General features: G+C 65.6%; 12 protein-coding genes. 3 read left to right on the top strand and 9 right to left on the bottom strand.

The features are described 5' to 3' along the window. Positions 1-80: 80 nt before the first annotated feature. The 4 genes from mqo to K6V06_RS08610 all read right to left on the bottom strand — a co-directional run bounded on the left by mqo (position 81) and on the right by K6V06_RS08610 (position 5,488). A complete protein-coding gene (gene mqo / locus K6V06_RS08595) occupies positions 81-1,727 on the bottom strand; it encodes a malate dehydrogenase (quinone) (RefSeq protein WP_370637429.1) in 1,647 nt (548 codons plus the stop codon). Between the two features lie 185 nt (positions 1,728-1,912). Continuing rightward, positions 1,913-2,905: a tripartite tricarboxylate transporter substrate binding protein gene (locus tag K6V06_RS08600; RefSeq protein WP_222242169.1), complete on the bottom strand. Its 993-nt coding sequence runs from the start codon at positions 2,903-2,905 to the stop codon at positions 1,913-1,915. Further along, positions 2,898-4,508, bottom strand: a complete 1,611-nt coding sequence (locus K6V06_RS08605) for a class I adenylate-forming enzyme family protein (protein WP_222242171.1) — start codon at positions 4,506-4,508, stop codon at positions 2,898-2,900. The genes K6V06_RS08600 and K6V06_RS08605 overlap by 8 nt, the downstream gene beginning before the upstream one ends. Positions 4,509-4,510: 2 nt before the next feature. Next, on the bottom strand, positions 4,511-5,488 hold the full coding sequence (locus K6V06_RS08610) for a tripartite tricarboxylate transporter substrate binding protein (protein WP_222242173.1): 978 nt from the start codon (positions 5,486-5,488) through the stop codon (positions 4,511-4,513). Positions 5,489-5,909: 421 nt separating this feature from the next. Between K6V06_RS08610 and K6V06_RS08615 the strand changes: the two genes are divergently transcribed. Both K6V06_RS08615 and K6V06_RS08620 read left to right on the top strand, forming a co-directional pair. Continuing rightward, positions 5,910-6,749 (top strand): SAM-dependent methyltransferase, encoded by an 840-nt coding sequence (locus tag K6V06_RS08615; protein WP_222242524.1) that lies wholly within the window; start codon positions 5,910-5,912, stop codon positions 6,747-6,749. Between the two features lie 43 nt (positions 6,750-6,792). Further along, on the top strand, positions 6,793-7,263 hold the full coding sequence (locus K6V06_RS08620; RefSeq protein WP_222242176.1) for a GNAT family N-acetyltransferase: 471 nt from the start codon (positions 6,793-6,795) through the stop codon (positions 7,261-7,263). A gap of 159 nt (positions 7,264-7,422) precedes the next feature. Here K6V06_RS08620 and K6V06_RS08625 read toward each other — a convergent pair whose 3' ends face one another. Beyond that, on the bottom strand, positions 7,423-9,666 hold the full coding sequence (locus K6V06_RS08625) for an ATP-binding protein (protein ID WP_222242178.1): 2,244 nt from the start codon (positions 9,664-9,666) through the stop codon (positions 7,423-7,425). 242 nt (positions 9,667-9,908) lie between these two features. Between K6V06_RS08625 and K6V06_RS08630 the strand changes: the two genes are divergently transcribed. After that, positions 9,909-10,205 carry a YciI family protein gene (locus K6V06_RS08630; RefSeq protein WP_222242534.1) on the top strand — a complete coding sequence of 99 codons (297 nt, stop codon included), beginning with the start codon at positions 9,909-9,911 and terminating at the stop codon, positions 10,203-10,205. A gap of 68 nt (positions 10,206-10,273) precedes the next feature. On the opposite strand, the gene K6V06_RS08635 is transcribed toward K6V06_RS08630, so the two are convergent. From K6V06_RS08635 to K6V06_RS08650, 4 genes are all read right to left on the bottom strand, one after another. Then, positions 10,274-10,723 carry a hypothetical protein gene (locus K6V06_RS08635; protein WP_222242180.1) on the bottom strand — a complete coding sequence of 150 codons (450 nt, stop codon included), beginning with the start codon at positions 10,721-10,723 and terminating at the stop codon, positions 10,274-10,276. Positions 10,724-10,997: 274 nt separating this feature from the next. Further along, positions 10,998-11,624 carry a TetR/AcrR family transcriptional regulator gene (locus tag K6V06_RS08640; RefSeq protein WP_222242182.1) on the bottom strand — a complete coding sequence of 209 codons (627 nt, stop codon included), beginning with the start codon at positions 11,622-11,624 and terminating at the stop codon, positions 10,998-11,000. Positions 11,625-11,792: 168 nt separating this feature from the next. Next, positions 11,793-12,944 (bottom strand): thiolase family protein, encoded by a 1,152-nt coding sequence (locus tag K6V06_RS08645; protein ID WP_222242184.1) that lies wholly within the window; start codon positions 12,942-12,944, stop codon positions 11,793-11,795. Beyond that, a complete protein-coding gene (locus K6V06_RS08650) occupies positions 12,941-13,399 on the bottom strand; it encodes a Zn-ribbon domain-containing OB-fold protein (protein WP_222242187.1) in 459 nt (152 codons plus the stop codon). The genes K6V06_RS08645 and K6V06_RS08650 overlap by 4 nt, the downstream gene beginning before the upstream one ends. Between the last annotated feature and the right edge of the window lie 80 nt (positions 13,400-13,479).

Genomic DNA, 13,479 nt, shown 5'->3' on the forward strand with positions numbered 1-13,479 from the left:
CCGAGATCATGACATCAATCCGGGGCGGAATCTCCATGCTGCAGCAATCGAGGCTACCGCGGCCGGCGCGACGCCCTCCGTCAAATAGCAAGGTCGGGATCCTTGCGCGGCGCGGGCTGGTTCTTCTGCCCAGGGGTCCCAGGGGCCGTGGTCGGCGGTTTGCCTGCCGGCTTCCCGACACTGACTTCGGGAGGCGGCCACAGCTGCAGCACCTGGCTGGTATTGGCCCAGGCTTGACGGACCTTCTCCGGGTCGTCGTTCAGATGGGTGCCATAGCTGGGCACCATCGCCCGGACCTTCTTCTGCCATTCCGGCGTGGCCATCTGCTTGCGGAAGACGGTCTCCAGCATGGTCAGCATGATCGGCGGTGCCGTGGACGCGCCCGGCGATGCCCCAAGCAGCGCCGCGATCGTGCCGTCCTTCGAGGCGACGATTTCGGTACCAAGCTTCAGTACGCCGCCGCCGTCCTTGTCGCGCTTGATGATCTGTACCCGCTGCCCCGCCTGCCAGAGCCGCCAGTCCGCTTCCTTTGCCTGGGGGAAATACTCGCGCAGGGCGTTGAAGCGGTCCTCGTCAGACTGCATCAATTGTCCGGCGAGATACTGCACCAGGTCGAACTCCTCGATGCCGACATCGACCATCGGCCGCACGTTATGGAAGGTGGCGCTGGCCAGCAGGTCCATGTACGAGCCCTGCTTGAGGAACTTGGTAGAGAAGGTGGCGAAGGGTCCGAACAGCAGGATCTGCTTGCCGTCCAGTACACGGGTGTCCAGGTGCGGCACCGACATGGGCGGAGAGCCGACCGACGCCTTGCCGTACGCCTTGGCGAGGTGCTGCTTCACCACGGCAGGGTTCTCGGTCACCAGGAAAGACCCGCCCACAGGAAAGGCGGCATAGTCCTTTCCCTCGGGAATGCCGGATTTCTGCAACAGGTGGATGGCACCACCGCCCGCGCCGATAAAGACAAACTTCGCGTCGACGTGTGTCTTTTCTCCGCCGCCCCTGGTGCTGGCATAGGTAACGCGCCAGGTACCGTCCTCGTTGCGCTTGAGGTCTCGCACCTCGTTCGACAGCGCCAGCTGGAAGTTGGGTCGACCCTGCAGGTAGGCGACGTACTGGCGCGTCAGCTCTCCGAAATTGACGTCGGTGCCCAGCGGCGACCACGTTGCGGCCAGCTTCTGCGCCGGGTCACGGCCTTCCATCATCAGCGGTACCCACTTGCGGATCTGCTCGTGATCCTCCGAGTACAGCATCCCGCTGAAGAGCGGGCTGGCTTTCAGCGCCTCGTAGCGCTTCTTCAGGTAGCGCACGTTGTCCTCGCCCCAGACGAAGCTCATGTGCGGCGTGGAGTTGATGAAGGAGTGGGGGTTCTTCAGCACGCCGCGCTGGACCTGATGCGCCCAGAACTGCCGGGAGGTCTGGAACCATTCATTGATCTCGACGGCCTTGGAGATATCGATGGAGCCGTCCGGGCGCTCTGGGGTGTAGTTCAGCTCCGCCAGTGCCGAGTGGCCGGTGCCGGCATTGTTCCAGCCGTTCGAGCTTTCCTCGGCCACGCCATCGAGCCGCTCCACCATCACCATCGACCAGTCCGGTTGCAGCTCCTCCAGTACGACGCCCAGGGTGGCGCTCATGATCCCGGCGCCAACCAGCACGACGTCCGCCTTTCGCGTCTGGTCCGCGTACACGGTGACGGTGGTGACGCACAGCAGGATTGCCACCAACATCGATTTGATTGTCTTGGCCACGGTGATCTTCCTCATCTGGACAGGGCGTGTCCCGGCTTGACTGTCGGGTGCCATCGCACTCCATCGCATGGCTCGTGCCAGCGAAAATAGAACGGCGAATGACGTTTACCTTCCCCAGAATGCGGACGTCCGCGGGAATTCGTGCACTATCTACACGTTGCGGGTCAATCCACGCGAGCGCCGGTGTCCTTCACCACCTTGGCCCATCGCACCAGTTCTCGCTCGATATGCGCCTGCAGCGCCTCGGGCGTGGAGCCCACCGCTTCGTAGCCACCGCTTTCCATCTGCTTCTGCATGGCGGGCTGCTTCAGCGCCACGGCGATCGCTTCGCTGAGCTTGGTCCGGATCGGCGCAGGGGTGCCGGCGGGGCCGAGCACGGCATACCACCCGGTCACGTCGAATCCTGCGATTCCCTGTTCCTGGATGGTCGGCACATCCGGGGCCAGCGCCGAGCGGCGGGGGCTCGTCACGGCGATCGCATGCATGCGGCCACTGCGGATGTGCGGCATCGAGGTCGAGATGCTGTCGAAGGTCAGGTCGATCTCGCCCGCCAGCATCGCCGTGACCACGTTGGCGCTCCCCTTGTAGGGGACATGCATCATCTTGATGCCCGTCACGCTGCTGAAATACTCCGCGGCCAGATGTCCCGTGTTGCCGTTGCCGGCGGAGCCGAAGGTCAGCTTGCCCGGCGCCGCCTTGGCGACTTCGATCAGCTCGCGTACGTTCCGCGCAGGCAGCTTGCTGCTGGCGGCGACGATCATGGGCAGGTTGGCGACCAGCGAAACGGGGGCGAAGTCCTTGCGCGTATCGTAGGGCAGGTTGGGGTAGAGGCTGTCATTGATGGCATGCGCGGCAAGCACCATCAGGAGCGTGTAGCCGTCCGGCTTTGCCCGGGCGACATACTGCGATGCCACGGTCCCCCCGGCCCCAGGCTTGTACTCCAGTACGACCGGCTGTTTCAGTTGCTGCTGCAATTGCAGCGCCAGAGGCCGGGCGAGCAGGTCGGCACTGCCTCCGGGCGGATAGGGGATGACCAGCTGGATTGGCTTGTCGGGCCACTGTGCTGCGGTCGCCGCGGGCAGTGCGGAAGCGGCGCAGGCGAGCGCAAGGCCAAGCAGCACGGCCCGGCGGCGGGTAGGGGTCTGTCGATCAGGCATGAGAGTCTCCTTGTTCCCTGCCGGGCAGCGGCGTCTCGGCATTCAACGACTGCGATTGCAGATATTGCTCGCGCAGGTCGCGCTTGAGCACCTTGCCGATCTCGCTGCGCGGCAGGCTTTTCACCAGGAAGAGCGCCGAGACACGCTGGATCTTGCCAACGCGTGCATTGAGCCAGTCCCGCAAGAGTTCGGCCTCCGGCTGCGCTCCCTGGCGTGGCACGGCATAGGCCACCGGTGTCTCGCCCCATTGTTGCGAGGGCACGGCAATCACCGCGCAATCGCCGACGTCAGGGTGGGCAAGGAGGACGCTCTCGATATCGCTCGGATAGACGTTGAACCCGCCCGTGATGATCATGTCCTTGCGCCGGTCGCTCAGCACGATGAAGCCATCGTCATCCAGCCGGCCGATATCGCCGCTGCGGATGAAGCGAATCCCGCGGCGGTCGTGCCATTCGGCTTCGCGGCTTCTTTCCGGCTCGCGGTAGTAGCCGCTCATCATGCCCGCCGAGCGGCCAACGATTTCCCCCTGCGCGCCGGGAGGCAGTTCGTTTCCGTGCTCATCGATAAAGCGCACCTCGGCACCTGCCGCGGGGCGCCCCACAGTGTGCAGCTTGTCGGGATGCGCATGGCAGTGGAGCTCGCAGCGCACGCCGCCTTCGGTCATGCCGTAGTACTCGATCAGTGTGCCCGGCCAGCGCCGCAGGACCTCGGCCTTCAGCGCCGCACTGAAGGGAGCGCTGGTGCAGAACTTGTGCTGCAACGCGCTCAGGTCGGTCTGGTCGAATTCGGGGCACTGCAGCAGGCGTTGATACTGCACGGGCACCAGCATGGTGTGGGTTGCACGGTGCGCCTGGGCGAGCGCCAGGAACCGCGTCGCGCTGAACTTGCGCATCAGGACCAGCGTGCCGCCCAGCGCCAGCGTGGGGAGCGCCGCCACCAGCGTGGTGTTGGAGTAGAGCGGCGTCGCGCACAACGACACAGCGTCCGGACCGTAGCCGTTGGCGACCGCCCGGTGCACGTGCGCCCAACGCATGGCCCACGATTGCACGATCCCCTTCGGCACGCCGGTCGTGCCGGAGGAGTAGATCACGTTGAACGGCCAATCGCGCTCCGGTGCGATCGGCTCGGGTGCGAACTCGCCGGTCGCCAGCCACCGGGACCAGGGCTGGCCGGCTTCCGGCCGGTCATCCAGCGCCACGCACTGCAATCCCGGCCGTGCCTGTACCGGCCATTGGCGCGCCACTTCCTGGTCGCGCATTACGAGCGTCGCCCCGCAATTGTCCAGCATGGCACTGAGGTGGTCTGCGGTTGCAGAGGGGGCGAGCGGGGCGACCGCGACGCCGGCCCGCAGGGCGCCAAGGAACGCGAGCAGGTATTGAAAGGAAGTGCCGGCACAGATCGCGATGACATGGCCTGGGCCAACGCCGTTGCGCTGCAGGGTCGCGGCCACGCGCTCCATACCCGCTCGCAGCCCGGCGAAGTCCAGGCGCTCGTCGTCCAGGATCAACGCAGGATGATCGGGGCGGCGGGCCGCCTGTCGTTCGATCAGGGCCGGTATCGAGCCGAAGGGCTGGGCCAGCAGGTTGTCGATGTCCTGCCTCATGGTCATTCGAGCGACAGGCCCGCGGCCTTGACGATCTGCGCCCATGCCTTGCGCTCCCTGGCGATGAAGGCGTCATACTCCGCGGGTGTCTCTCCGCCGGGGACCCCGCCCAGCTCCGCGAAGCGCTGCTGTACTTCCTGCGTCTGCATGGCCTTGCGTGCCGACTGCTGCAGCTTCGTGACCAGGGCATCCGGCGTGCCCGCTGGCGCCAGCAAGCCGAACCAGGCGGTCACCTCCATCGGCACGCCCGCCTCGGTCATGGTAGGCACGTTCGGCAATTGCGCGGAGCGCGCGCTGCTCGTGATGGCAAGCGCGCGGAACTTGCCGGACTTGATGTGAGGCATCGAACTGGGCAGGTTGTCGATCATGAAATCGACCTGCCGGCCGAGCAATGCCGTCACGGCGGGCGCGGCACCGGGGAACGGTACCAGCGTCACATCGATGCCGGTGGTCTGGCGGAACATCTCGGTCGACATATGCGGGGATTGTCCAACGCCCGAGGTGGATGCGTTCAGCCGGCGGGTCTTGGCCAGTTGCACCAGTTCGTCCACGTTGCGCACCGGCGAGTCGGCATGGACCACCAGCACATTGGGAACCGAGATCACGTTGGTGATGCCGCGCAGGTCGCTCTCCCTGTACGGCAACTGCTTGTAGAGACTGAAATTGATCGCGACCGGGCCGATGTTGCCCATCAACAGCGTATGGCCGTCCGGTTTTGCCCGGGCAACCTGCGCGGTACCGATGCTCCCGCCGCCGCCGCCCTTGTTCTCCACGATAATGGAGACGCCAAGGTCCCGCGTCATCTTTTCCGCGACGACGCGGGCTGCGATGTCGGTCGTGCCGCCTGCGGCAGCTGGCACGACGATGGTGATGGGGCGACTGAAGGATGTGGAATCCGCGCGGGCGGCGGGGATCACGAGGGTGGCCCCCGCGATGGCAAGCGTTGTCACCGCGGCAAGGCGGCGGGCAAGAGCGGGCATGTCTCCTCCTTACGGGATGCCTTGCACCGCGGCGCGAGCGCTCGGGCATGGCAGCCGGAGCGGATTGCTTGTCGTTGTCTCGCGCCCGGAGCACCGTGCGTGGTCGGGTGCGAGCCATACTAGCCCTTCGGTTTGCGGAGGGAGAATCTTGATTTTGCGAAGTGGGGCTTTGGGTTTTCCTTATCTGGTTGCTTGGGTGTGCTCCAGCCAGACGGAAGGGGTGATCCGCCGGGCGGGGCAGGGCAGTGCGCGCTCCTTGCTCGAACCGGCGCAGCCGCCATGGCCGGCGCGTGCAACCGACGCAGCTGACCTGCGGCTCAGCGGGCGCTGCGGGTTGACCCTGACGTTGCGGCAGGCTCGATCATCGCGGCTTTTCACAAAGTAGGAAGCCGACGTGCCTGACAATCCCGCATTCAGCGACATGCCCGCAAGCCGGTCCGCACTGACCATGGCGCGGCTTCGCGCTGCCCACCAGTTGCTCGACGAGCCAACCGTGCTCGACGACCCGTTCGCCTTCTGCGTCCTTGGCGATGCGCTGGCCCGCCAGACCATAGCCGATCCCTATCCCTGTAACGATCCCATGCTGCGCACGATGCGGGCGGCCGTGGTCGCCCGCAGCCGCTTCTGCGAGGACCGGCTTCAGACAGCGATGGGCGCCGGCGTGCGGCAGGTAGTGGTGCTGGGCGCGGGCCTGGATACCCTGTCGCTGCGCGTCCCGGCCGACGTTCGATGCGTCGAAGTGGACCGAGCGGACGTCCAGCGTTGGAAGCTGGACCGCCTGTCGGATGCCGGGATCGCTGTGCCGTTCAATGTTGCCTTCGCAGCAGCGGACCTCGCGGCAGTGGATCTGCGCGAACTTCTCGCCCGCCATGGCGTCCGTCCGGGTGCTCCCACGTTTATCAGCTGCCTGGGCGTCCTGCCCTACCTGGATCCGGACCCTGCGATGGCGTTGCTGGATGTGGCGGCCGGGTACCCGGCGGGCAGCGAGATCGTCTTCGATGCAAGAGTGCCCCGGGATTCGCTACCGCCTGTCGAACAATGGATGGACGACGTCGCCGCCAAGTGGTTCGCCGCTTCCGGCGAGCCGTGGTTGAGCGACTTCGATCCGCAGCAGCTGCAGACGGCCTTGCTTGGGCGCGGGTTCTGCGAAGTGGAGTGCTTGTCCGCTGGTCAACTCAATGCTCGGTATTTCGCTCGTCGGCGCGATGGCTTGCAATCAGTAGGGGGCGGATTGCGCTTGTACCGTGCTACGGTAGGATAGCTCCGGGATTTCAATCGTAGCCAATCACCCCGTAATTCTCACCATGACGTTGCTTATAGACGAAGCGCATTCTGGCGAGGTGCCGATGCACCTCCTGCTATTGGCCGACCCATCCGAATCGCGCATCCGCTCTTACCTGGCTGACTCGGACTGCCTTGTCGCGCGCCGGGGCAACACAGTGGTCGGTGCTTGCGTGATCCAGCGGAAAGAGCAGAGCGCCTATGAGTTGATGGCCATCGCGACGGCGCCGGAGCATCAACGCTCCGGGGTCGGCGCACGGCTTCTGAAACAAGCGATCGCGCGATGCGAGGAGCAGGGCGCCAGCCGGCTGGAGGTAGGGACAGGAAGCTTCGGATACCAGTTGCGCTTCTATCAGAAGCATGGCTTTCGGGTCTGCGGTATCGAGCGGGATTTCTTTCTCAGGAACTACGATGCGCCGATCGTCGAAGACGGCGTTCTGCTCCTGGACATGTTGAGGCTTGAGCTGTCATTTACCGATAAGCCGGCAAGTTGAGGCGGCGACAGCAAGTTCGGCTACACCGAGAGCAACGAGAACCTCGTGCCCTACGGTCTGCTCAAGCAGTGCACAAGCCCTGGATCGCCACGACGGTCGAGTGGCTGAGCGGTTGAGCGGCGGCAGGGCGGCAGGGCTGGTGTTCAGGCCTCACCTGCTTCAGCGGCCGGACTGCTGCACCAGCCGCAGCAGCGCATCCGGATTGATCGGCTTGACCAGATGCTCGGCAAAACCGGCGGCCTTGCTGCGCTCTCGGTCGGCCTGCTGCCCGTAGCCGGTCAGCGCGACGAACCGGCACGAATGCTCGCCAAGCGTTTGGCGCAGACGGCGCACGAGTTCATAGCCGTCCATCACCGGCAGTCCGATGTCGAGGACGGCGACATCGGGTGCAAATTGCTGGACCAGTTCCAGCGCCGAGACGGGATCGTGCGCCACCTCCACGGAATGGCCATACGCCTTGAGCAACTCGGCGAGCGCTTGCGCCGCATCCACGTTGTCGTCAACCAGCAGCACGCGGCGCACCTCGTCGGGAACGACTGTCGGGTGCGCCTTGCCGGAGGCCGACGCCTGTTCCGCACCCGCCCCGGCTGGCAGCCGGATCGTGAAGACGCTGCCACGGTCGGGGCCGTCGCTTGCCGCGGTCACCGAGCCGCCATGGAGTTCCACCAGATTCTTGACCAGCGCCAGGCCGATGCCGAGCCCGCCTTCCTGGCGGTCGATCTTGCGCGGCCCCTGATAGAACAGGTCGAACAAACGGGGCAGCATGTCGGCGGTGATGCCGACGCCGTTGTCGCGCACCTCGATCACGATCGTGCCTCCGCGCTCATTGCCCGGCCCGGTGTATGGCCGGCTGTCCTTCCCGCCGTCCGCGCCGCGGCCCTCATCGATCCATGCAGACAGGCGGATGTCGCCGCCCGCGTCCGTGTAGCGCGCGGCATTGATCAACAGGTTGGCGACGGCCTGCGCCAGCCGCACCGGATCCCCTTGGCAGACCAGCTCTTGGTCGACCGCGACGGTCAGCCGATGGCTGCGCTGCTCCAATAGGTGGCTGGCCATTTCCACGGCCTTGCTCAGCACGTCGGCGAGGCGCACGGTGTCGATCTTCAGAACGATGTTGCCCCGCGTAATGCGCGAAACGTCGAGCAGATCGTCGATCAGCCGCACCAGATGATCGACCTGCCGTTCGATGATCGCCTGTTCGCGCTCGGTGCCGGCATTTCCGCGCATCCGCATCAAATGCAGCGCCGTAACGATGGGCGACAGCGGATTGCGCAGCTCGTGCCCGAGCATCGCCAGAAATTCGTCCTTCGCCCGATTCGCGTGCTCCAGTTCGCGCAGCAGCCGTTCGCGCTGCTGTTCGGCCAGCTCGCGCGCGACGCGGTCGGTGGCATCGCGCGTGAAGCAGCGCGTATACCGCAGCTCGCCATTCTCGAAGCATCCATTCGAATGGATCAGCACATGCTTGATGCTGCCGTCCTTGCAGCGCAGCCGAGCGGGCTGGTCGTATAGCGTCTTGCCGGCCTTCAGGCTGTCGAGAATGTGGGTGATGACTGCACGGTCAACATGAAAGTCGCTGATGGGGCGGCCCACATACTCGTCGTAGGTGTAGCCCAGCATCTTGAGCTCCGCCGCATTTGCCCACAGGATGGTGCCGTCGCCAGCCACACGGTGCAGGCCCTCGGCGGCGTTGTCCAGGAAGTCGCCGAGTTCCTTCTCGCGCCGGCGCAGCGTAGCTTCGGCTTGCCGCAGCCGCCCGACCTCGTTCTCGAGCGCCAGCGCCTTCTGCTGCCACACGGCGGCCTGCAGGTCGACGTCGTCGATCTGCGTGGTGTAGCCCGCAGCGGTCGCGTAGTAGTCCGTATGTACATCGCAGACGCAGCGAAAGTGGCGGGCATGCTCCGGACTGCCGAAGACGCGCTGGGGATAGGCGCACAGCAGCTTGAAGGCATGATCGCGCAGCAGGCCGTTCCACATTGCTTCAAGCCGAAGCGCCGCCTCATGCAGCCCCTGCTCGCACAATAGCGCTACCATTTCGCCGAAGGCGTGGACCGGCGTCGACTGCCGTGCCTGCTTTGCCACCAGCTCACCGACCGTCTCCATGAAGCGCCGCTCGTCGGGCCAGCCGTCAACCATGAAGCGGTCCAGGGCGGCCTGGGCCGGCAGTGCGATCAGCTTGCCGCTGAACCACGGCTGGTTGCCTCGGCCGGGCCCGAGCCCGTGCAACATCGGCACCAGCCTGGCCAGGTGCTCCTCGGTCGCAATCAGGATGGCGCTGCCGCCGCGGCGCAGCGCTTCGTCGGCGAAGTCGCGTACGTCGCCGATCAGCAAGGCGTCGTCTTCATAGAAGCGGACGACGTGGGTGTCGTCGGGGTGCGCCAGCAGCGGGAGAGTCGAATTTGACATAGGGCAGTGTGGGCGCTGCGCGAAGTCCAGGCCGCTATGATACGCCCGTGCTGCTTGACATCGGACCGAGCAATCGAGTCGTCTGCGTTCTCTGTATGAGCCGTCTATTGTTGCGCACGATTCAAGCGGCGCTGGATATGAACGACAATTGCGGAATCCGCACCAATCCGTACTTCACGGACTTGCGGTGGCGGGCATCGAAGCCATCCGCCGCGAGCACCGCGCCAACCGAGAAAAATCCAATGCCCTTCATCATCGAGACCTTTGACAAGCCGGCGCACCAGCATGTGCGTCAGTCCAATCGGCCGGCGCACCTCGCCTTTCTCGAACAGAACAAGCGGCTTTTGCTTGCCTGCGGTGCGAAGCTGAACGATGACGGCAGCGACGCCGGTGGCGGCGTGTATATCGTCGATGTGGAAACCCGTGAGGCCGCGCAGGCGCTGATCGAGGCCGATCCGTTCCATCAGGCTGGATTGTTTGGCGAGGTTCGCATTACGCGCTGGCGCAAGGCGTATCTGGACGGCATCTGCTGTCTTTGACGCGCCGGGCCGCAAGCGATCGGGATCGCGATGCAGCCAACATGGTCGCTGGCGTTGGTCGGCACGTCCTAGGCAAACGCAGCGGCGGTCCTGCTGGCCCGGAACTCTGCGAACGCCATCAGTGCCACAAAGCCGGCTTGCCCGATCAGAAAGATCCAGCCAATCAGATTCGGCGACACTATCCCTGCCATCGGCAATACAAGGCTGCACAGCGTCCATCCGATATTACCGATAATCACGACGCCCGCGGCCCAGCCCGGCACTGGGGTCAATCGCGCGGAGAAGGCCATGAACAACGCGATCGGTAGCAGCAGAATGCCGGCCCATGTGAGAAGCGGGGAGGGCAGGTTCGTCCAGTGTCCGAGTTCGCGTGCCGCGACGATCAAGCCAACGCCCATGCCGGCGCAACTGATCGCATCAATGTTGAGGAGGACAGGAAGCGAGCGCAGCTTGGCATGAAGAGTCATGGTTTTTCCTCTAGGCTGAGCATCCGAACCGTTCGGTGCCATCACGCTCATGATTCGCAAATCCTGTTCTGGCGTCGATTACCTTGGGCGTAATTCCACAGGAGTGGGGTGGACGGAACACGTTGGAGGCGTCCAGCGTTGGGCTACTGCGTATCAGTGCGCGCTTCAAGCTGAGCGGCCTCGGTTAACGCAATACCAAGCGTAACGTGTAAAGCCGCCGGTCAGACGGGGGCACTAGGGAACGAGGTTAAAGGCTATCGCTCCGGACATACGAACGGACAAGCGCTTTCGGCGTAGTGAGCCTCCGAACACGACGGATTCGCGCCTACTTTCGCAGCATCAGCCGGATGGCCGCCACGACATCTTCCCGCACCGCCTTCAACGGGACCTGTTTGGGATTGAGCAAGTATTGCATCGCCACCCCGCGCAGCATGCCCAGGATCAGGATAGCCACCCGCTCGGGATCGACATCGGCACGCACGTCGCCGGCCGCGATGCCGATACGGATTTGCGCTGCGTAGAACTCCAGCGTCATGCGGGTGAATTCGGTCATGTCCGCCTGCAGGCTGCCGCCGAACAGCACGGCCTCGGTCAGCATGGCATTGATCGCGCGCGAATGCTCGCCCGGCTTGCTCAGATAGAGCTCGACACTCGCAATCAGCCGCTCCACGCCGGAGGGGCGCTTTGACTGGCCCTGTTCCGCATCGAGGAAGCGTTGGCGGACATGATTGGCCAAAGCCCTGACGAACAGTTCCTTGCTGCCGAAGTGATGGGCGACAATGCCGCGACTGTACCCCGCCAGCGTGCCGACGTCGTTCAAGGTCATGCCACTGACGCCCTTTTGCGCTACCAGTGCCAGCCCGGCATCGAGCAGGCGGCTCTCCGCTTCCTTGCGCCTTTCCTCCTGGGTGCGGCGGGTGGAGGCGGCGTTCTCGTTGGTACGGTTGGACATCGGCGTGGCTGGATCGGTCGGTGCGTGGTATCGAAGCGCGTGTGCGTTGCCCAGGGGTGCCAGGGTCGGCCCTGCACGCAAGCGGCAGGGGTGCGAGATGCCGCCCCTGCGGCTGAGCATTGTAATGGCAGCACCGCCGTCCCGACAGCGGACGTTTACGCGCCGCGCTCACTCCACGCGCTGCAGCACGTGACCAAAGCAGACCGCGCCGAGCCCGACCATATGCGCGAGCCCCGTGCGCGCACCCGGCTGTTGGCGCACGCCGGCCTCGCCGCGCAGTTGCTGTGCGATCTCGGCGATCTGCCCGATGCCGGTCGGCCCGATTGGATGGCCCATGCCGATCAGCCCCCCGGAGGGACTGACCGCGCAACGGCCGCCGATATCGAAGGCGCCATCGCGCAGCAAGCCCGCCGCCTCGCCCTCGGCGCATACGCCGATTGCCTCAAGATACTCGAGCTCTTCCACCGTGAAGGCGTCGTGCAGTTCGATCACGTCGAGATCGGCTGCGGCGATGCCGGCATCGCGCAACGCGCACTGGACCGTCTCCTGCGTCAGGCGGGTGTCATAGCGGGCAGGGTCGTCATAGACGCGCTGGCTTCGCGCCGCCGATGACATCACCCGCACCGCGCGGTCCTGGTCCAGACCGAGCCGGCGCAGCCCCTCGGCGGACGCCACGATCACCGCGGCCGCGCCTTCGCCGATCGGCGTGCATTGCAGGGCGGTGAATTGGCCGGACACCTTCTTGCCGCCCATCACCGCCTCCAACGTTTTCGCCTCCTGGCGCTGCGCGTGCGGATTCAGGCTGGCATTGTGCAGGTTCTTGACCGCGACCCGCGCGATGTCCTGGAACGAACAGCCGGTGCGGGCCACATAGGCATCGGCCAGCAGGGCGAAGTGCGTGAAGGGCACGATGGCGTCGTCGGCAAGGCTCGGAATCCCTGTCAGCGTTTCGGCTCGTGTGGTGACGGCGGGCTTGTCCACGCCCAGGGCGAGCGCGACGTCGCTGATCCCCGATGCGACCTCGATGCAGGCCTGCCGGAAGGCGGCCGATCCCGAGGCGGAGGCATTCTCGACATGGGTGATGGGCACGCCGGTAGCGCCGAGGTGGCGCAGCATCGGCCTGCCGATGGCCATCGGCAACAGCGCCCGCGCGACATAGGCGGACTCGACCGCCTCCCACGGCAGCCCCGCGTCGGCCAGCGCCGCCCGTGCGGCCGTGAGCCCCAGCGCCACATAGCTGGTCTCGCTCAGCGGCTGATAGCGGTGCAGCCCGACACCGACCACATAGACGGGCCTCAGCGCCCCCAGTGCGATGCTCATGCCAGTCCTCCTCGTGCCGATGCGCCGGCCGGCCCGGCGTCGATGGCGGCGAAACGCAGGTCGCGCACCAGGACCGCCGGCTCCGTCCCCGGCACTTCCACCAGCATTGCCCGCATGCGCGTTCCACAGGAGGGCGGCGCCGTGGGCGAGGCATCCAGCAACGTGCGCACGACCGGGCCATCGTCGAGCCGAACCGTGCCGATCACGAAGGGCGCGGTCCGCTCCGGCCGCGCGTGCATATGGACTGTCGCGCGCGCCAGCAGCGTTCCCGTCCCCGCCAGGGTGGCGGGGGCCAGGGCGTCGCCATGCGCTCCGCATTGCTCGCAGCCATAGCGCTGCAGCGGGAAGAAGACGTAGCCGCAGGCCAGGCAGCGCCCGCCCTTGAGGCTGGCGCTGCCGGTCGCGCCGGGGCCGCCAGCTTCGTACAGGGACGGCTTCAACAGAGGTGTCGTCATGTGGGGTTCCTTGTCACGGTGCTCCCATCGTAGGCGCGCACGTGGGCGACGCGAATACGGGAATCCACCAACTAGCTTGT

This window comes from Cupriavidus sp. AU9028, from assembly GCF_019795295.1.
GTDB lineage: Bacteria > Pseudomonadota > Gammaproteobacteria > Burkholderiales > Burkholderiaceae > Cupriavidus.